Genomic DNA, 18,953 nt, shown 5'->3' with positions numbered 1-18,953 from the left:
TATAAAAATTTATCCGGATAATCTGCATTGATAGTGCCGTCTCTATCTAAAAATGCTATTTTCATATTAATTCCGTGTTCTTTATAAAAAGCCTATAAGTTATACCGAAATAAATTCCATATATGATAAAAAACGGAATGAGGCTGAATATAAAATGAATAAAGCCTGAAGCAAGAAGACCTGTATGAAACCAAAAGAAGTTACCGACAAAAACAGTAATCATTCCGCTTAATAGAATACCCAAAAGCGCCGGAATACAAAAATAAAAAGCGAGCTGTTTTAAAATCAATTTTTTTAAGTCTGAAGGCGAAAGTCCTAATTGAAACAGAATTGTATAGCGGAATCGGTATTTTACTGCATCCGAAAGCTGTTGTATGGAAAGCACTGTTAAAACGGTACACATAAAACTTGCTGCAATGTAAAAAAGTACAAAGGAAAGCATGGTGATAATAGGCAGTATATCCGTTAGAATAAATTGACGGACTACCAAATAATTATTGCCCACGGTCATTACCATGTCTGTACCCCCTGCATGATCTTCTCCTTCTGTTTTATCCAGTTTATACAGATTTTTTAATAATGGACGTGATAGTTCGCCGTTACAATGCAAAGCCGTAACGGAATAAAATGGGCTCAAATCTTTTTTATATGAATCGGCAACTACAAGAATATAGTCGCTTCCGTAGTGCCCGTTTTGCGAGATGCCCTCATCATAAATGGCTTTGCATTGTAAAAACTTTCCATTCAGTGATATGCTGTTATCTTTATCAAAGCTATCTAAAAATTTTAAAAGCTTTTTTTTGGTGTGAAGAATATATTCACCTTGTGCTATATTTGCAGGTTTTAAACCTAGGGATGTACGGAGTTCATTATAATCGCTTAAGAGCAAAAAGGCATGGGATTGATAAACGCATTGTTTAAATTCTTTGTCTGATATTTCCATTTCTTTTTTAAGAAAAATAGGAATGGCTGATTGATTATCGGTATAAATAGTGTGCGTAATTTTTTCGGTTATAGTTAATTCTTTTTCAATTAATTTAATATACTCATCAAAATTATAATCAGCCGCTTTATTATAAATGATAAGATCAAAGGGATATGAATAATCTATATTTTTTAGTCCGATTAAATTGAATAAAATTGAAAGGCTCAAGGACAGGATGCCGAGGGTAATAAATGCCGTAACTCCTGCAAGTGTTTTTTGCATACTGATTATTTTTGAAGTAAGCTGCCTTATAATAAATAAATTACAATTTTTAAAAAGAGCCTTGCCTTTTTTTTCTGCATAAAAAGATAAAAAGCCTGTTATACCGATGTAAAAAAGAAAGATCGAAATAACAAATAGAATGAGATATATCAGTGTAATGGCACTATTTTTCATACTGTATGTAAAGAGCATAATAAAATAATGGATAAAAAAAGCAATTGAAATTACAAAACATATTATCGATAAAAGCGTATGCTTTTTTACCTTAGGTTTTTCATGTTCAGCTTCGGCAAGAAGTAATTTTTGTATGCTCAATTTTTTTAGTTTTCTCCCGCTCCGTAAAAGGGCAAGAAGATAAAAAAATGAATACATGCCGAATGCAATTGTCAGCCCCCACAATTGGAACGAAAAAAGGGCTCCTATTTTTTGACTTGTAAAGAAAAAGAAGATGTATTTTAAAAGGGCTTGCATTAAAATACCTACAGGCATACCGATACAAAAGGAGCCGAATCCTAAAAGTGCATTTTCCCGTACAAAGATGCGGGCAATTTTTTTTGGCGGAATACCTATGAGTTGGTAAATTGCAAATTCGCGGCTTCGTGTGTTCATCATAAAAAAGATCATGTAGCGCACAAGCCATGCTGCAATAAACAAAATAAAAAAGTCGGCAAGCCCTATTAATGCTGCGGAGGTGCCTTCCTGCAATATAAAAGATTTTATTGAAGAATCAAATATAAAAGAATTAAATGCATAAAGAAGTGCACTTATTTGTATCATCGAGAATATAAAAAGGGCGTAATCTTTTGCCGATTTTTTTGCATTATTAAAAGCTAATTTTCTAAACATTTCGCATATTCCTCATCTTTATCATGCAAAGGGAACCTCTAAAAATCCGACAAGGTTTTTAGAGATGCCCTAAAAACTAAATAGAAAGTTCGTCATAAATTCCTAACATAAAGGCTTTACGGTCTTGATCATTTCGGCAAAGTTCTTTTACCAATTTTCCGTCCTTTAAAAAAAGGAGCCTTTTAGCATAAGAAGCTGAAAATACATCATGTGTTACCATCAAAATGCTGGTGTGCATTTCGCTGTTCATTTTTTGAAAGGTTTCCAAAAGAATTTGTGCCGAATGAGAATCTAAGGCTCCTGTCGGCTCATCTGCCAAAACGAGGGCAGGCTTGTTTGCAATAGCCCGTGCACAGGCACAACGCTGTTTTTCTCCGCCTGAAACCTCATGCGGATATTTGTTGCGAAGTCCGTAAATCCCGAAATTCTCTTGCAATTCCTTTGCCCTCTCCAGCATTTCTTTTTTGCTTTGCTTGTTAAGGCTCAACGCAAGTAAGATGTTTTCTTCTAAGGTTAAGGTGTCAAGGAGATTGTAATTTTGAAAGACGAAGCCTAAGTTGTCTTTTCTAAATTCGGCAAGGTTTGCGGCTGAAGCTTTTGTAAGCTCAAAATCTCCGAAAAGAACGCTTCCCTCCGAAGCCGTATCTATTGCAGCAATGATGTTTAAAAGGCTCGTTTTTCCGGAACCCGACGGCCCCATAATCGCAATAAACTCACCGCTTTTTACTGTAAAGCTCACCGAATCAAGAGCCTTTGTAATATGCGATGTGCCGTATTTTTTCCCTACATTTAAAATTTTTATATCCATAAATTCCTCCCGGCTTCCTAGCTTCCTATTCTTCTTACTTCTTCTATCTTATCTCTTATAACGGCAGCCTCTTCAAACATGAGCATGTCGGCGTATTCTGCCATTTGGGCTTCGAGTTTTTTGATAAGTTTTTTTCTGTCGGCAGGGTTTAAAATATTTAGACTGCTGATAAGGGGGCCGGCTTCTGCAAGGGCTGCTTCTTTTTTGATTTCGTTTTCTCTGGTTAAAATATCTTCGATGGCTTTCTTTATTGTCTTTGGTGTTATACCGTGTTCCTTGTTATAGGCTTCCTGAATTGAGCGGCGGCGGTTTGTTTCTTCAATTGTTTCTTTCATCGCATCGCTTATTCTGTCGGCATACATAACAACCTTGCCGTTTTCGTTTCGGGCGGCCCGTCCTACAATCTGAATAAGACTCGTAGTGGAGCGCAAAAAACCTATCTTATCCGCATCGAGAATTCCTATAAAAGAAACTTCGGGTAGGTCGATACCCTCTCTTAAAAGGTTTATTCCTATAAGCACATCGAATTCCCCTGCACGCAAGCCCTTTAAGATTTCGACTCTCTCTATTGTTTCAACCTCGCTGTGAATATATTTTACCTTTAAGGCAAGGCCGGTTAAATAATCGGTGAGGTCTTCAGCCATTTTTTTTGTGAGGGTCAAAATCAAGCTCCTTTCTTTTTTTGCAATGCGCTTCATAACCTCATCATAGATATGTTCCATCTGTCCTTCGCTTTTATGAATTTCGATGATAGGATCCAAAAGGCCTGTGGGGCGTATTACTTGTTCGACAATGCGTGTAGAATATTTTATTTCTTTTGGGCCAGGCGTTGCGGAAACAAAGACTGCCTGATTGAGCATCTTTTCAAACTCGCCGATTTTTAAAGGGCGGTTGTCTAAGGCGCAGGGAAGACGGAAGCCGAAGTCTACAAGGTTTTGTTTTCTGCTCCGGTCTCCTTCATACATAGCTCCTACCTGCGGAAAGGTAACATGGCTTTCATCCATGAACAATAAAAAGTCCTCGGGGAAATAATGAAAGAGGGTTGCTGGAGGCTCTCCGGGTTTTCTGTTTGCTATGGGAGCCGAGTAGTTTTCGATGCCGGGGCAATAGCCCATCTCCGAAAGCATTTCTATATCGTACTCGGTTCTGGTTTTTAACCTTTCGGCTTCAAGGAGTTTTCCTTCTTTGTGCAAAACTTTCAGCCTTTCTTCCAATTCTTTTTTTATTCTTTCAAGGGCATTGGGAATGGCATCTTCGGGCATTACAAAGTGCTTTGCAGGATAAATGGAAAGCTCCTCATATTCTTGAAGCACCTCTCCGGAAATCGGATTAAATTTTCTTATGCGTACGATTTCTTCCCAATCGAATTCGACCCTGTAGGCATCTTCCATGTAGGCAGGAAAAATTTCCATAACGTCGCCTTTTACGCGGAAGCGGCCTCGCTCGAGGACTGCATCGTTTCTTTCGTACTGCAAACTTATAAGCTGTTTTTTTAATTTTTCGATTTCGGTGTTCACGCCCTTTTCTATGGTTATGCGTAAATCCCTCCACGATTCGGGAAGGCCTAAACCGTAAATACATGAAACTGTAGAAACGACTATAACGTCCTTTCTTTCCATAAGGCTGAAAGTTGCCGAAAGACGGAGGCGGTCAATCTCGTCGTTTATTGAAGCGTCCTTTTCTATATAAAGGTCGCGGGCAGGAACATAGGCTTCCGGCTGATAGTAGTCGTAATAAGAGACAAAGTATTCGACGGCATTTTCCGGGAAAAAGGTTTTAAATTCTCTGTACAGCTGGGCTGCTAAGGTTTTGTTGTGGCTTATGATGAGGGTCGGTTTTTGCACGGCTTGAATTATATTTGCCATTGTAAAAGTTTTCCCCGAGCCCGTAACTCCTTTAAGGGTTTGAAATTTATCGCCTGCGATGATCCCTTCTGAAAGAGCCTTGATGGCTTCTCCCTGATCTCCTGAGGGTTTATAATCCGAAATAAGTTTAAACTGCTTCATTTTATTTTACCTGATCCGATTATTTTGTTTTCTTCTAATTGCTCACCTTCCAATTTTTCCAAATTTTTGATGAGCTTGCTTGCCGTTAAGCTATAGCTTGCTTTTGTATTTTGAGAAGCAAGGCTGTGGGCGAGGCTTCCTGTAATTGCGGCATCGAGGGGTCTGTACCCTTGGGCCAAGAGGGAGCATATAAGACCTGTGAGCACATCGCCCGAGCCCGCCTTTGAAAGAGCCGGAGAACCCAGCGTGTTGATAAATATTTTTCCGTTATGGGCGATTAAGGTATTCGCTCCCTTTAATACGAGGACAAGTTTAGGGAATTTTTTTGAAAAAGTTAAGGCTAAGGGAATGCGTTTTTTTTGTATTTCTTCAATACTTAAATTTCCTAATCCTGCAATATTTAAAAGTGAAGAAAATTCTTTTGGGTGAGGAGTTAAAACCGCCGAGTTTAATTTGGGTAAAATTTCTTTTAATTCGTTATAATAAAAAATGTCTGCATCGAGCACCATAGGCATTGATCTGTTTCCCTTTATTTTTAGAATAGAAAAAAGCTCGTCGTTTTTTCTTCCAAGGCCTTGACCTATGGCAAGGCTTGTAAATTTATTTATGCCTGATTTGCAGGCTTTAAATTCGCCGTCATACATAAAATCTGCTTTTAGGTTTTTAGGACTTTCCGGATTTTCCCCTATCAATGTTACAAGGCCTGAGCCGAACTCCAAGGCGGCAGAGGCAGCCAAAAGAGAGGCTCCGCTTTTTTCTCCCATAATTATTCCTGCATGTCCAAAAGTTCCCTTATGGGTGTTTTGTTTTTTTCTTGAAGGGAGCTTTAAGTCTTCTTTTTCGAGTAAAAAAACATCGGGCCTTTCGTTTTTCTCGTAGGAGGAGCGAGGGAGGCCAAGGTCTATCACCTCTATTTTTCCCGTAATATCCTTTGCCTCATCGGAGTAAAAGGCTTCCTTTAAGGCTCCCATCGAAAATGTACTGTTACATACAACAGCATCGGGACTTACTTCTCCGTCAAGGTTTAAGCCGCTCGGTATATCGCAGGCAATCTTAAAAGCCTTGACCTTATTTATCTTTTCTATTGTTTTTTTATCTTCGTCTTTTAAAAATCCTTTTAAGCCCGTTCCTAAAAATGCATCAAAAAGAAGATCAGATTCGGGCAGGATATTTTTTGCTGTTTTGATATTCAAGGCTTTTAATCTTTCGTATTGCAGCTTACACAGTTCCGACTTAGGTTCTTTTAAAAGTACGACATGAAGATTAAAATCATCGGCCAAGATTCTTGCAAGGGCTAAACCGTCCCCGCCGTTGTCGCCTGAACCGCAAAGAATCTGTAAAGTTTTTTTTGCTTCTCCTTTTTTTAGGGGAAAAAGATTTTTAATTTTTTCTGCGGAACCGCGGGCGGCATTTTCCATTAAGATTCCGTTTTTTAAATTAAAATCTTCTTCGGCTCTTTTATCCAATTCTCTTAAAGAATAAAAAACATTTTGCATAGGTCTTGTCCTTTTACACTTGCACAAATCTTACAGTCAGATTCGGAATATCTATATCCTCCGCTTTTACATTTATGCGCTCGTTAATCGATAATTCTTTTTTTAATCTCATCTCGGTTTCATAGCCTATAGACGGAATTGAAATGCGGGCCGTGTTTTTTATTGTTTCGAGGATTACGGCTTCTCCCTGCCAGTCAGGATTTTGTAAAAGATAGATCAAGGTCCAGTGTTGGCGGGATGCTCTTTCGGCATAGGAACAATTTTTGCCTGCAATGTCTCCTGCCGCTATACGCATAAGAAGGTCATCGGTTTTCATCACCTCTTTTCCGTCGATAAATTTTAAAAGCTGTTGGTGGGCAACCAAGTCGCCGTAGCGGCGGAGAGGGCTTGTAATTTGGCTGTACATTGCAATTCCGAGAGCCGAGTGCATTGCAGGAATTGTGCCGACATTTCTCGGCCGCATCGCCTTTCTTTTTCGGTATTCGCCTGCAAGCCCATCGGGAAGTTTTTTAGGAAGCTCCGGAGCTTCCTGACTTACAAATTGAAAGGGAATATTGTTTTTAAAGGCAAAGCGGGCAGCTGCCTCTCCTGCAAGGAGCATCATTTCCTTTATCATCAAAAAAGATTCGGTAAAATTATAGGGAAGAATAAAAACCTTTTGAGTTTCATTTTCGGTTTCTACCTTTATTTGAACTTCGGGCATGTCTATCGAAACTGCTCCGGCCGCTTCCCGTTTTTTTCTGTTTTTTTCCGCTATTTCAAAAAGAGGCTTTAGGCTTGCACTCGTCTTTTCTTCATCAGCCTTTTCAAAACTTATACAGCTCACCCTTATCTTGGTACGCAAAATATCTACGTCGAGAATTTCCGCCGCCTCGTTTAATTTTAGTTTAAACGACAGGGCATAGGAATCGGGGTGGAGACCGAGGGCAAAGGCATCTACTGCCGATTCTCCCAACATTCGGGACACTCCTTCAGGAATGTAGAGGGTGGCTCCCCGTTTTCTTGCATCCATATCGCTTTTGGAATCGGGGGTAATTATGTCGGCCGGGTTCGCAATATGAATCCACAAATATTCTCCGTCAAAACAGACGGCATCGTCGGGATCGGTGCTGCCTTCGTTGTCTATTGCATAAGAAGTAATGTGTGTTAAATCTTGGTATTTTTGATTATGCTCGATAGGAGGTAACTCCAGCTTTGGCGAATTTAAGGGATGTTTAAAGCGGGTGGGGTAGGGATTTTTTTCTATCTTCCAATAGCCTGTCCGGATTAAAATCTTATGAGCCGATTCCGGAGTTTCTTTTAAGTGAGCTTCATTTAAGAGCTTTGACTTGTCGGTTTTTTCCAAGGCGAGGGCTTCTATTTCCTGCAAAAAGTGAGAATATTTTTTTAAGTCGAAAGTTTCTCCCTTTTTTTCCTTTATAAATTTGGATAGATCGTTTATAAAGTCTTTTCTGTCTTGCTCTTCCGCCTGTTTTTCGGTTTCTTTTTTTATTGCGGCAGCGGCGATTGCCTCGGCTTCTTCCTTTGTTCTTATCTTAATCGGAAGGTCAGGGCTTTCTGCAATAAAAAGAGGAGAGGCCGATACCAAAAGCCACGCCGCCCACATCTGTTCGGGTTTTAAATCTTCCCAAACCAGTTCGGCTATCTCCGAAAAGAGGGCAGAGCCTTCTTCAAAAAACTCGGCTGCTTCCGTAAAATCCGGAGCCTGGCAGGCTGCTGTTAAAACGGTTTTTAAGGATGCGGAATTATTCGTGGTTAAAAGAGAAAAATCTTTTTCGCGTACCTTTTTGATTCCTGCTTCCGTTTCTATTTCAAATTTACCGTCGGTCTGTCCTTTTATTAGTGCCGGACGGTTTTTATATAGGACGATTGCATTTGTATTCATTTTTATTCCTTACATTAAACTATAGCAAATATTATGATTCAAGTTTTGTGATAAAAATCTGTCTTATAAAACCGTTTAAATAGAAAACCTGAATTTTATTTGCTTTATAAAAATAGTTTTCCAAATCGCCGGATATGTAAAGAGAGGGGCCGAAAAAACTTTCAAAAGATTTTCTGCTTTCACCTATTCTTAAGTCATTCGGTAACGACAAATTAGAGCCTGCAAAAATTGAAATTTTTTCTATATTGTTGTTTGTTGCAGTCGAAATCGAAACTTCGGCATTTAAAAAATCATAATACCATTTTTCGGAAAAATAATTGTATTTTATTCCTGAAGGTTTTCCCCAATATTCGATTAAATCGTCTGTGGTGTCTTCAAGTTTAATCTTTTTTAAAATAATGGGTGCATATTTTTCCATGGAGAAAATTAAATTGCGTAATTGTTCTCTTGCCTTGAAGGCCTTGTTCACTTCGCCTAAACCAAAAAGAACTCTTGCATAATTAAAAATTATAAGTCTTTGATCTATTATGCTTCCTGTAATTAAAAATAGCGAATCCATGTTTGCAGTTGAACTATTTTTTATCATTGACTCTAAAATTATTTTTGACTTTGTATAGTCTTTTTGAGAAAGGTATAAAAGAGAAGCATAATTTGCCGATGCAACAAGGCTTCCGGTTCCGTTTTCGCTTAAAGCTGCTTTTTCGGCAAGAGACAGTGCATAAGTTTTATCGTTTGCATGGGTGGAATAAAAAAGAAGAACGGCATAGGCCGATTCCATTCCTGACTCCTGAATTGAATTAAGATAACTGTTATAAGCTCTGACTGCTTCATCATAATCGTTTATATTTCCGGGAATATCCGATTCATCTTCTTTTCTTTGATCTATCAAAAGGCTTTTAGGATCGAAATTTAGAATTTCATAGTTTTTATCTACAACTTTAGAATTTTGTGCAGCTGCAGGGTAAGCCGTCAAAAGTGTTTTTTGTATAATACTCGATTCCCATTTTTTATGCGTTATTATGGCTGCCAATCTTTTAAAATATATATTGTTGGGAAAGGCTGTTCTTAAGGCTGAAACTCTTTGTTTTGCATCTTCAATTGCGTTTTCATTATCATTTCGAATGGCATCGAGTATGTAGTAAATTTCGTCTGCAATGGCTTCGGCCTCATCCTTGTGTTTAAGTAAATTACTTATCCGCTGTTGCGGTAAAAAGTTATCGGTAAAAAAAGTTTCAAATCTTTTTGCGTAATTGGGATCTGTTTGAATTCTTTTTAGTTCTTCAAGATGGTTATAAAAAATGTTTGAATCGTAACCTGCAAGTTTTAAAAGAATTAAGGCGAAATTGTCGGCCGCTAAATTATAGCTTTTTAAAAGTTCCTTGTTTTTATCTTCACTCCTTTTCGGATCCGAAAAATAAACTAATTTATTGTCAAGAGCAAAAGATGCAGCCGCATCGGCCAAAAAGGCTGAAAGCATCTTTTCTCTTTCCATATTTAAATTTTTTATTCTTCGAGGAGAAGCTGCCAAATTTTCGGCTATCCGGGCTTCTATGTAGTCAAAAAGCCCTGTGCTTACCAAAACTGTTCCGTCGGGATAAATTTCACATTTTATTATTTGATTTTCTTCTACAATTAGCCGCATTCTTCCCCGGTAAAGCTCGTTATTTCTTATCAGCATAAAAAGAGAAGCGTTGAGTACTTCCTGCCAGACACCCAAATTGTCAGCCGATATCTCTTTCATCGATGCCGAAGATATTTCGCTTCGATAAAAATCCATGACATCTATTCTTATTTCCTTGATTGATTTTCCATTTTCTTGTGCAAAGCCGTGAGCGTAGCCTTGAAAAAGCGCTAAAATGAGAATAAAACAACAAAGTTTACGCATAATTTTTCCCTTTATCATTCTCATATAATAGCACAATATGGGATTTTTAGCAAGATTTTGGAATAAATTAAAAATTTCAAAGCCTGTTGATTAAAGCCCCCATAATATGTTAGAGTAGGCCAATGGTAAAAGCTGTTTTTGCAGGATCCTTTGATCCGCCCACTTTCGGGCATTTAAACGTAATTGAAAGAGCTCAAAAGATATTCACCGAGGTGCATGTAGTAATCGCCGTAAATAACAACAAAAACTATTTGTTTTCAGGTGAAGAGCGTAAACACATGATGAAGGAACTTACCCAAAAATGGGATAATGTTTTTGTAAATACTTGGAATTCGCTGATAGTAAACTATGCCGAAAAAATCGGGGCAAATGTTTTAATCCGCGGAGTGCGGAATGTTTCCGATTTTTCTTACGAATTCGATCTTGCCATTATGAATAAGGGCTTAAATCAAAAGATAGAAACCGTTTTTATGGTTCCCGACACAAAGTACTTTGTACTGCGTTCAAGTTCCATAAAGGAATTGGCTGCCTTCAAGGGCAACCTTTCCGGCATGGTTCCTCCCATAGTCGAAAAGGCCTTAAAGGAAAAAATAGAGGATTTGAGATAGTCTAAGATTTTCAAGTGCAGTGCCCTATAAGATATTCAGATGCCGGGCATCCTAATTGAAAATTGACACAATCGCTTTTTTTCATTATAATACACCCTATGTTAAATCCTGAAAATATACGCAATTTTTGTATTGTAGCTCACATAGACCACGGTAAATCAACCCTCTCCGATAGGCTCATTGAAAAGACTAAGATAATCGATGAGCGCTATCACCGCAATCAGATGACAGACGATATGGACATAGAAAGAGAGCGGGGTATTACCATAAAAAGCCACGCAGTCCGCATTCCTTACACGGCTAAGGACGGTAAAAACTATGTTTTAAACTTTGTAGATACTCCCGGTCACGTAGACTTTTCCTACGAGGTTTCGCGTGCCATTGCCTCATGCGAAGGGGCTATCTTAATAGTGGATGCCACTCAAGGTGTTGAGTCCCAAACCCTTTCAAATATGTATCTTGCTCTTGAACATGACTTGGAAATTCTCCCCGTAATAAACAAGATAGATCTGCCTGCCGCCGATGTGGACGCTGCAAAGCATCAGATAGACCACGACCTGGGGCTTGATTCCGATGCGGCCGTTGCAGTTTCTGCAAAGACAGGCGAAAATATCGATGCCCTCTTTGAGTCTATAGTAACGGCTTTTCCGCCGCCCAAGGGTTCAAAGGAAAATCCCTTACAGGCCCTTATCTTCGACTGTCACTATGACCCCTACAGAGGAGTTGTAGTCCACGTGCGTGTTTTTGAAGGAATGATAAAACCGGGAATGACAATCCGCTTTATGAATACGGGAGGCGAGTACAAGGTAGAAGAAACCGGAACCTTTGTCCTCGACCTTGTCAAACAGGATTCCTTGCAGGCAGGAGAGGTAGGCTATATAATTGCAGGTATTAAAACCGTTTCGGATGTAGGAGTAGGAGACACCATCACCGATGCAGCAGCTCCCTGCAAGGCTCCATTATCCGGCTTTAAAGAGGTAAAGCCCGTAGTTTTTTCTTCCGTTTATCCCACAGACACAAACGACTACGAGGAGCTCCGCGAGTCCTTTGAAAAATTAAAACTGAACGATGCAAGCCTAACATGGGAAAAGGATTCATCCCTTGCCCTCGGTCACGGCTTTAGGTGCGGTTTTTTGGGCCTCCTCCATCTTGAAATCGTACAAGAAAGGTTGGAAAGAGAATTCGATCAGTCGGTTATCTTTACGGCCCCCTCGGTACGCTATAAACTTACAATGCGCACGGGAGAAGAAATTATTTGCGATAACCCGGCCGATTATCCCGATGAGGGTCTTATAGCCTCCGCCGAGGAGCCCTATATAAAAGCGACGGTTATAACGCCTGCAGCCTATCTTGGAAACGTTATGTCTCTCTGTATGGAAAAGCGGGGAGTGCAGACCAACATGACCTATTTGGATGAAAAAAGGGTCGAGATGACTTATGAGATGCCCTTGGCCGAGGTTTTGTTTGAGTTCTATGACAGGCTTAAAAGCATAAGCCGGGGCTATGCCTCCTTTGATTACGAAGTTATAGGAACCCGGCCCACCGACTTGGCAAAGATAGATATTTTGATTAACGGAAAGCCGGTTGATGCCCTTGCTCAGCTTGCTTATAAGCCGAGTGCCTACGACAAGGCCCGTCTTGTCTGCGAAAAGCTTAAAGACGAAATACCGCGCCAACAGTTTAAGATTCCGATTCAGGGAGCTATAGGAAGCCAGATAATAGCGAGGGAAACAATTTCTGCCCTGCGTAAAGACGTTCTGGCCAAGTGCTACGGAGGAGATATTACCCGAAAGCGCAAACTCCTCGAAAAGCAAAAGGAAGGAAAAAAACGCATGAAGATGATAGGAGATGTCGAGCTCCCGCAGTCAGCATTCTTAGCCGTATTGAAAACCAAGGAAGATTAAACTTTTAGAGGGAGGCGGCCTCGTTCGGAGAACTGAGGTTGCTTCCGTGGCTCTTAATCAGTCCTACTTGAAATTTTCCCTCTTTAATATTATAATCCTTCCTCGTATTTTAAAAATAACCGGAGAAAACAATGAGCGAAAAATTGCAGGCGATTGAATTGGAAAAATCTTATAATCCTAAAGAATTTGAAGAGCGTATTTATTCTTTTTGGGAAGCAAATAAGTGCTTTAGCCCGGTAAAAAAGAAAAACACCAAAAACACCTTTACGGTCGTCATTCCGCCTCCCAATGTTACGGGCGTTCTCCATGTAGGCCATGCCCTCGATGAAACCTTGCAGGACGTAATTGTACGCTATCACCGCATGAAGGGGAATGAAACTCTTTGGATTCCCGGAACCGATCATGCAGGTATCGCAACCCAATCCGTTGTAGAAAAAAAACTAAAGGCTGAAGGCAAGACGAGGCACGATCTCGGAAGGGAAGCCTTCATAGAAAAAGTTTGGGAAGTTAAAAATGAGCACCACTCGATTATAACGGAACAGCTCAGAAAAATGGGCGTTTCGGTTGACTGGGACAGGGAACGCTTTACCCTAGATGAGGGGCTTTCCAAGGCTGTAAGGGAGGTCTTTGTTTCTCTTTATGAGCAAGGGCTTATCTATCAGGGAAACTACCTTGTAAACTGGTGCCCCTCATGCGGTACGGCAATTTCCGATGATGAGGTTGAACATGAAGAGAGAAAGGGCGGCATGTACCATATTTATTACGAACTGGCTGACGGGGCAGTTTTACAAAATGAGCAAGGAGAAAAAATAACAAGAATCGAAATTGCGACCACCCGTCCCGAAACCCTTTTAGGAGATACAGCCATCGCAGTTCATCCTGAAGATCCGCGTTATGCATCCATCATAGGAAAGGAAGTAATTCTTCCTCTCGCAAATAGAAGGATTCCTGTTATTGCCGATTCTTACGTTGACAGGGAATTCGGGACAGGTGTCGTAAAGATAACTCCTGCCCATGACCCCAATGACTGGGAAGTAGGCAGGAGACATAATCTTCCGGTTCTCAATATCTTAAACCCCGACGGAACCTTGAACGAGGCTGTTCCCGAAAAATACCGCGGCCTTTCACCTGAAAAAGCGCGCAAGGCCGTGATCGAAGACTTGGAAGCCTTGGGGCTTTTTAAAAATGAAGAAAAAATAAAGCACGCTGTAGGCTGCTGCTACCGCTGTCACACAACTATAGAGCCCTATGTTTCAAAACAATGGTTTGTAAAAATGCAGCCCTTGGCAGAAAAAGCCTTAGACGCATGGAAAAAAGGCGAGGTTGTTTTTTATCCTCAAAAATGGGAGAACACTTATGCTCACTGGATGAACAATATCCGCGACTGGTGTATTTCCCGTCAGCTTTGGTGGGGGCACCGTATTCCTGTCTGGTACTGTTCCGACTGCGGCAAAACAATAGTAAGCCGCACGGATATTACCGAATGTCCTCACTGTAAGTCAAAAAATATAAGGCAGGATGAGGATGTTCTAGACACCTGGTTTTCAAGCTGGCTTTGGCCCTTTTCGACCCTCGGCTGGCCAGAAAAAACCGAAGACCTCGAACGCTTTTTCCCAACCTCGGCCCTTGTTACGGGGCACGATATAATCTTCTTTTGGGTAGCCAGGATGATTATGGCTTCCTTACAGTTTACGGGCAAGGCTCCGTTTAAGGATATTTTTATACACGGCTTGGTTAGGGATAAACAGGGCCGCAAGATGAGTAAGAGCTTAGGGAACGGAATTGATCCCCTCGTAGCCATCGAAGAGTATGGGGCTGATGCCATGAAGTTTACTCTTACCTTTATGTGCGGCTCCCAAAGTCAGGATTTTTTAATCGACATGGAAAGCTTTAAGCTCGGCTCGAAATTTGCAAACAAGGTTTGGAATGCTTCGCGTTATATTTTAGGAAACCTTGCAGGAAGAACTATTGTGCCTGTAAGCCGGGAAAGCTTAAAAGAACTTGACCGCTGGATCTATCACGAGCTTAACGAGGCAGCTCAAGTCGTAAGGGCAAGCCTTGATTTTTACCGCTACAATGAGGCGGCTCAAAAGGTTTACGAATTCTTTTGGAATAATTTTTGCGATTGGTATGTTGAAGGAACCAAGCTTTCATTTAAATACGGGGACGAAAAAGAGAAGAATAGGGCAGCCTCGGTGCTTCTTGCCGTCTTGGAAGAATCCTTACGCCTCCTTCATCCGTTCTTGGCCTTTGTTACAGAAGAGATTTATTCCAAACTGCCTAAAAATTGTGCCGAAGGCGCCTTGGCCCGTGCCGAGATTTTGATGACCTCCGATTACCCGGAAGAAAAAAAAGAGCGCATAGACGAGGCCGCTTCCATCCGCTTTAGAACCATGCAGGAAATAGTCCGCAACATCAGGGCCTTACGCGCCGAATGCGGCATAGACCCTCAAGTTAAGCTGAAAGTTTCTCTTTATATCGAAAAAAATTCTCCTGCCCAAGCCGCCCGTGAAAATGCCGAAATAATTAAAATGCTTTCAGGTCTTTCCGACTTAAGCTTTATTTCTTCGCTTAATGAAAAACCGGCCTCTTCAATCGGTGTAGTGGGAGCAGGCTTTGAAGCCTTTTTGATAACGGGAGACTCAATCGATATCGAACAGCTAAAAAAGAGGTTTGAAAAAGAGCTTGAAAAAAATGAGCAAAATGCTTCAAAGATAGATTTAAAACTCAAAAACGAAAATTTTGTCAAAAATGCTCCGAGCGAAGTCATCGAAGGCGAAAAAGAAAAGCTTACAGAGTTTTTACGCCGTATCGAAAAACTAAAGGGGTATTTACAGGGAATGGTTTAAGAAAAATGTTTTATTTTTTACGGCACGGCGAGAGCGATGATATCAATAGAAATAAAAAAATATACCAAGGCTTCGGGGTAAATCTTTTACCATTGAGCAAAGCCGGTGTAGAGCAGGTAAAGGCGGCTTGTAAAGATAAGAGACTCCAAGGAGCTGATATTATCCTGAGTTCCCCTTATACGCGAGCCGTGCAGACAGCTGCAATTTTATCTAAGGAATTGGGAGCAGATATTGTAATTGAAACTGATTTACATGAATGGCTGGCCAATAAGAATTTTATTTATGAAGATGAAAAAACGGCTTTTGCCTATCATAAAGCCTACTATGAAAATAATGGAAAATATCCCGACTGTAAAGATGAGCCTTGGGAAACTGCCGAAATGATTAAAAATCGCGTTCTTAAAGTTCTAAAAAAATATTCCCATTATAAAAAGGTAATAGTAGCAGCCCACGGGATGATGATTGAAACCGTTACAGGTCACTGTCATCCTCATCATGGTGAAATTGTTGAGTTTGAGAGATTTTGATTGTGTTTTGTATATCTATAAAATCAATCAAATTAAATTTTCTTTATACGAATACTTGACAATGCGTATAATAGCTTATGACAGCAAAAGAAATACTTAGACTGCTTCAACAAAACGGTTGGTATATATGTGAAACAAAAGGTTCTCATTATCAGTTAAAACATGATGAAAAAAGCGGCAAAATAACTATTCCCTTTCATAAGGGAGATTTAAAAGCCGGAACATTAAACAGTATATTAAAATAAGCAGGGTTAAAATAGGAGATATTAAATTGAGAAAACTTACATATCTGGCAGTTTTTGAACCGGCAGAAAACGGAGCTTATAGTGTATATTTTCCTAGCCTTTTAGGCTGTGTAAGCTGCGGTCAAGATTTTTATGATGCACAAGCTATGGCAAAAGAAGCTTTAGAGCTTCATGTCTACGGAATAGAAAAAGATGGGAGTACATTGCCCCGTGAAGATTTTACACTCCTACAAACAAATCAAGGCGATATAGTTTGTCCTATTACTATCTATCCTGACTTTATAAAAGCTGAGATGGACAACAGGAGAGTTCGTACAAATTGTACTATACCATATAGCCTAAAATGTAAAGCTGAACTTAAAGGTATAAATTTTTCTCAAGCATTGGAAACTGCGTTGACCGAATTGTGTAATTAGTCGAACAAAAATTTTATTTAACCGCAGAATTCTTGCAATGCCTTGCTTTTTTGTAAAAAATCGCTTATAATCGGCTTCCAATGAATCTTGAAGCTTTTATTTTAGGCTGCGGCGGGATGATGCCGCTTCCATATAGACATTTAACATCGGTTTTGCTTCGCCGTGAGGGCGATTTATTTTTATTCGATTGCGGGGAGGGAACACAGGTTGCCTTACGCCGCCTTAACTTGCGCTGGAAAAGAATCAATGCGATTTTTATAAGCCATACCCATGCCGACCATATAACCGGTCTTCCGGGGCTTCTCATGCTTTCGTCTCAGGTTGACAGGGAAGAACCTCTTTACATAATAGGCCCTCCCAAGGTTGCCGAATATGTGGAAACCAGCCGGAAAGTTTTGGATATGTATATCAATTACGATATTATCGTAAAGGAAATAAGGGAGCCGGGGATTGTTTATTCTGCCGATGAATTTCAAGTCCGTTCCTTTTGGCTGGATCATACAAAGCCCTGCATGGGATACACATTTGAAGAGTTTGAGCGGCCCGGTGAATTTAATCCCGAAGCTGCAAAGGCCTTAAACGTTCCTTGCGGGCCTCTTTGGTCCAAGCTTCAAGGCGGAAATGAGGTAGTCTCTGCCGACGGAAAAACTGTTAGGCCCGAAGATGTTATGGGCCCGAAAAGAAAGGGCAGAAAATTCAGCTTTGTAACCGATACAAAGTATTTACCCTCCATTGCTCAAGAAGTAAGGCATTCCGACTTTTTTGTCTGTGAAGGCATGTTCGAAAAAGGCATGGAAAAAGATGCCGCCGAAAAAAAACATATGACCTGTACTCAGGCAGCCCAAATCGCTAAGGATGCCGAGGTTAAAAAAATGGCTCTAATCCATTATAGCCCGCGGTACACCGATAACGAGCTTAAGGTTCTTTTGGATCATGCAAGAGAAGTTTTCCCCGAAACAATCCTTTCAAAAGACAGAATGAGTATTCAACTGGAATATGAAGATTAATAAGTTTTCTTATAGACTCCCGTACAATTTGACATAAATGCAAAAAGAGTGTATAATTTGATAACTTTGCCGGTTTTCATCCAGTAAAATGCAAGTAAGCTTGTTTTGGGCTGTTGACGGCAAAAAGGAGTTTTTATGAAGAGTATTTTCAAAATCTTGATCGGATGCCTTCTGATTCTAGGTGTGCTGACTTCTTGCACCAAAGATGAAGGCAAAAAGGCTTTGATGGTCGGTATGGTTACGGATGCCGGAACTATCGACGATAAATCCTTCAACCAAGGAACTTGGGAAGGTATTAAAAAAGCCGAAGAAGAACTTGGTGTAAAGGTTAAATATTTAAAACCTGTCGGAACAACCGAAGCAGATTACATCAAAGAAATCTCTAACCTATATGATTCGGGTTATAAATTTATTATTTGTCCCGGATTTAAATTTGAGACAGCAGTTTTCAAAGCTCAATCCAAATACAAGGACGCAAAATTCGTAATTGTAGACGGAAATGCTCATCCTGCAGATTCTTGGGATGCACAAAACGGTCCTAACACTGTAGGTATTTTCTTTTTAGAAAATGAAGCCGGTTTCTTGGCCGGTGTTGCTGCAGCCTTACAGCAAAAAACCGGAAACTTCGGATTTATCGGCGGTATGGAAATCCCCGCAGTACAAAAGTTTAACTGGGGATGGCAGCAGGGTATTAAGTATGCAAACGAAAACCTCGGCACCAAAATCGAAATCTATCCCGAAAACTTTGTATATCAGGGCGGATTTTCAGATATCGCTGCAGGTCAGCAGCTTGCCGCTTCCATGTATGATAGAGGCGTTACGGTTATTCATGCTGCAGCCGGAGGTGTAGGCGTAGGAGTTATAAACGAAGCAAAAACCAGAACTCAGGCAGGAAAAAAAGTTTGGGTTGTAGGTGTTGATGTTGACCAATATGCAGAAGGAATCATCGGCGACGGATCTTCAGTAGTTCTTACCTCAGCAATGAAGTATCTTGACAAAGCTTCCTATGATATGATTAAGGAAGAATTGAACGGTACTTTCAAAGGCGAAAAAACTCTCGTTTTCTCTGCTAAAGAAAACGGTGTAGGAATTCCGCTTAAAAACCCGAACCTTTCTGACGATGTACAGCAAAAGGTAAACGAAATTTACCAAAAAATAAAGAAAGGCGAGATTGTTGTAAGTACAACTCGAGGCGATCTGTTTAAATAAACAAATATTAAAGCCCATTTTTCCTAATCATATTAAAAGGAAAGATGGGCTGTTT

Annotated in this window: 14 protein-coding genes; 8 read left to right on the top strand and 6 right to left on the bottom strand. The window is 40.2% G+C overall.

Annotated features, from left to right (window positions below; all coding sequences use genetic code 11):
• Window positions 1–61: 61 nt before the first annotated feature.
• From E4O01_RS06990 to E4O01_RS06965, 6 genes are all read right to left on the bottom strand, one after another.
• Window positions 62–2,053, bottom strand: a complete 1,992-nt coding sequence (locus tag E4O01_RS06990) for an ABC transporter permease (protein ID WP_253695058.1) — start codon at window positions 2,051–2,053, stop codon at window positions 62–64.
• Between the two features lie 76 nt (window positions 2,054–2,129).
• On the bottom strand, window positions 2,130–2,861 hold the full coding sequence (locus tag E4O01_RS06985; protein ID WP_253695057.1) for an ABC transporter ATP-binding protein: 732 nt from the start codon (window positions 2,859–2,861) through the stop codon (window positions 2,130–2,132).
• A 17-nt stretch (window positions 2,862–2,878) separates the two neighbouring features.
• The gene (gene uvrB, locus E4O01_RS06980; RefSeq protein WP_253678817.1) at window positions 2,879–4,867 is read right to left on the bottom strand and encodes an excinuclease ABC subunit UvrB; all 1,989 of its coding nucleotides are present in this window, start codon (window positions 4,865–4,867) and stop codon (window positions 2,879–2,881) included.
• On the bottom strand, window positions 4,864–6,363 hold the full coding sequence (locus tag E4O01_RS06975) for an NAD(P)H-hydrate dehydratase (RefSeq protein WP_253695056.1): 1,500 nt from the start codon (window positions 6,361–6,363) through the stop codon (window positions 4,864–4,866). Before E4O01_RS06975 ends, uvrB begins: the two co-directional genes overlap by 4 nt.
• 13 nt (window positions 6,364–6,376) lie before the next feature.
• Window positions 6,377–8,248 carry a ribonuclease catalytic domain-containing protein gene (locus E4O01_RS06970; protein WP_253695055.1) on the bottom strand — a complete coding sequence of 624 codons (1,872 nt, stop codon included), beginning with the start codon at window positions 8,246–8,248 and terminating at the stop codon, window positions 6,377–6,379.
• Between the two features lie 31 nt (window positions 8,249–8,279).
• Window positions 8,280–10,151, bottom strand: coding sequence for a hypothetical protein (locus tag E4O01_RS06965; protein ID WP_253695054.1), 1,872 nt, complete (start codon window positions 10,149–10,151; stop codon window positions 8,280–8,282).
• Window positions 10,152–10,255: 104 nt separating this feature from the next.
• On the opposite strand from E4O01_RS06965, the gene coaD reads away from it, so the two are divergent.
• The 8 genes from coaD to E4O01_RS06925 all read left to right on the top strand — a co-directional run bounded on the left by coaD (window position 10,256) and on the right by E4O01_RS06925 (window position 18,898).
• Complete coding sequence (coaD, locus tag E4O01_RS06960; RefSeq protein WP_253695053.1) at window positions 10,256–10,741, top strand: pantetheine-phosphate adenylyltransferase; 486 nt, start codon at window positions 10,256–10,258, stop codon at window positions 10,739–10,741.
• Between the two features lie 98 nt (window positions 10,742–10,839).
• The gene (gene lepA, locus E4O01_RS06955) at window positions 10,840–12,645 is read left to right on the top strand and encodes a translation elongation factor 4 (protein ID WP_253695052.1); all 1,806 of its coding nucleotides are present in this window, start codon (window positions 10,840–10,842) and stop codon (window positions 12,643–12,645) included.
• 131 nt (window positions 12,646–12,776) lie between these two features.
• The gene (locus tag E4O01_RS06950) at window positions 12,777–15,494 is read left to right on the top strand and encodes a valine--tRNA ligase (RefSeq protein ID WP_253695051.1); all 2,718 of its coding nucleotides are present in this window, start codon (window positions 12,777–12,779) and stop codon (window positions 15,492–15,494) included.
• A 5-nt stretch (window positions 15,495–15,499) separates the two neighbouring features.
• Window positions 15,500–16,021 (top strand): histidine phosphatase family protein, encoded by a 522-nt coding sequence (locus E4O01_RS06945; protein ID WP_253695050.1) that lies wholly within the window; start codon window positions 15,500–15,502, stop codon window positions 16,019–16,021.
• Window positions 16,022–16,098: 77 nt separating this feature from the next.
• A complete protein-coding gene (locus E4O01_RS06940; protein WP_253695049.1) occupies window positions 16,099–16,266 on the top strand; it encodes a type II toxin-antitoxin system HicA family toxin in 168 nt (55 codons plus the stop codon).
• 26 nt (window positions 16,267–16,292) lie between these two features.
• Window positions 16,293–16,682, top strand: a complete 390-nt coding sequence (locus tag E4O01_RS06935; RefSeq protein WP_253687508.1) for a type II toxin-antitoxin system HicB family antitoxin — start codon at window positions 16,293–16,295, stop codon at window positions 16,680–16,682.
• 80 nt (window positions 16,683–16,762) lie between these two features.
• Window positions 16,763–17,689: a ribonuclease Z gene (locus tag E4O01_RS06930; RefSeq protein ID WP_253695048.1), complete on the top strand. Its 927-nt coding sequence runs from the start codon at window positions 16,763–16,765 to the stop codon at window positions 17,687–17,689.
• Between the two features lie 135 nt (window positions 17,690–17,824).
• The gene (locus E4O01_RS06925; RefSeq protein ID WP_253695047.1) at window positions 17,825–18,898 is read left to right on the top strand and encodes a BMP family lipoprotein; all 1,074 of its coding nucleotides are present in this window, start codon (window positions 17,825–17,827) and stop codon (window positions 18,896–18,898) included.
• Window positions 18,899–18,953: the final 55 nt, after the last annotated feature.

The sequence above is a fragment of the Treponema sp. OMZ 790 genome (genome assembly GCF_024181285.1).
In the GTDB taxonomy this organism is placed as follows: domain Bacteria; phylum Spirochaetota; class Spirochaetia; order Treponematales; family Treponemataceae; genus Treponema_B.
Note: the sequence above shows the minus strand (reverse complement) of the source record. Positions and strands in the feature narration are given on the sequence as shown.

Bases quoted from the DNA above. Each gene is read 5' to 3' on its own strand.
- E4O01_RS06990 (WP_253695058.1), bottom strand. From the start codon at position 2,053: ATGTTTAGAAAATTAGCTTTTAATAATGCAAAAAAATCGGCAAAAGAT.
- E4O01_RS06985 (WP_253695057.1), bottom strand. From the start codon at position 2,861: ATGGATATAAAAATTTTAAATGTAGGGAAAAAATACGGCACATCGCAT.
- uvrB (WP_253678817.1), bottom strand. From the start codon at position 4,867: ATGAAGCAGTTTAAACTTATTTCGGATTATAAACCCTCAGGAGATCAG.
- E4O01_RS06975 (WP_253695056.1), bottom strand. From the start codon at position 6,363: ATGCAAAATGTTTTTTATTCTTTAAGAGAATTGGATAAAAGAGCCGAA.
- E4O01_RS06970 (WP_253695055.1), bottom strand. From the start codon at position 8,248: ATGAATACAAATGCAATCGTCCTATATAAAAACCGTCCGGCACTAATA.
- E4O01_RS06965 (WP_253695054.1), bottom strand. From the start codon at position 10,151: ATGATAAAGGGAAAAATTATGCGTAAACTTTGTTGTTTTATTCTCATT.
- coaD (WP_253695053.1), top strand. From the start codon at position 10,256: ATGGTAAAAGCTGTTTTTGCAGGATCCTTTGATCCGCCCACTTTCGGG.
- lepA (WP_253695052.1), top strand. From the start codon at position 10,840: ATGTTAAATCCTGAAAATATACGCAATTTTTGTATTGTAGCTCACATA.
- E4O01_RS06950 (WP_253695051.1), top strand. From the start codon at position 12,777: ATGAGCGAAAAATTGCAGGCGATTGAATTGGAAAAATCTTATAATCCT.
- E4O01_RS06945 (WP_253695050.1), top strand. From the start codon at position 15,500: ATGTTTTATTTTTTACGGCACGGCGAGAGCGATGATATCAATAGAAAT.
- E4O01_RS06940 (WP_253695049.1), top strand. From the start codon at position 16,099: ATGACAGCAAAAGAAATACTTAGACTGCTTCAACAAAACGGTTGGTAT.
- E4O01_RS06930 (WP_253695048.1), top strand. From the start codon at position 16,763: ATGAATCTTGAAGCTTTTATTTTAGGCTGCGGCGGGATGATGCCGCTT.
- E4O01_RS06925 (WP_253695047.1), top strand. From the start codon at position 17,825: ATGAAGAGTATTTTCAAAATCTTGATCGGATGCCTTCTGATTCTAGGT.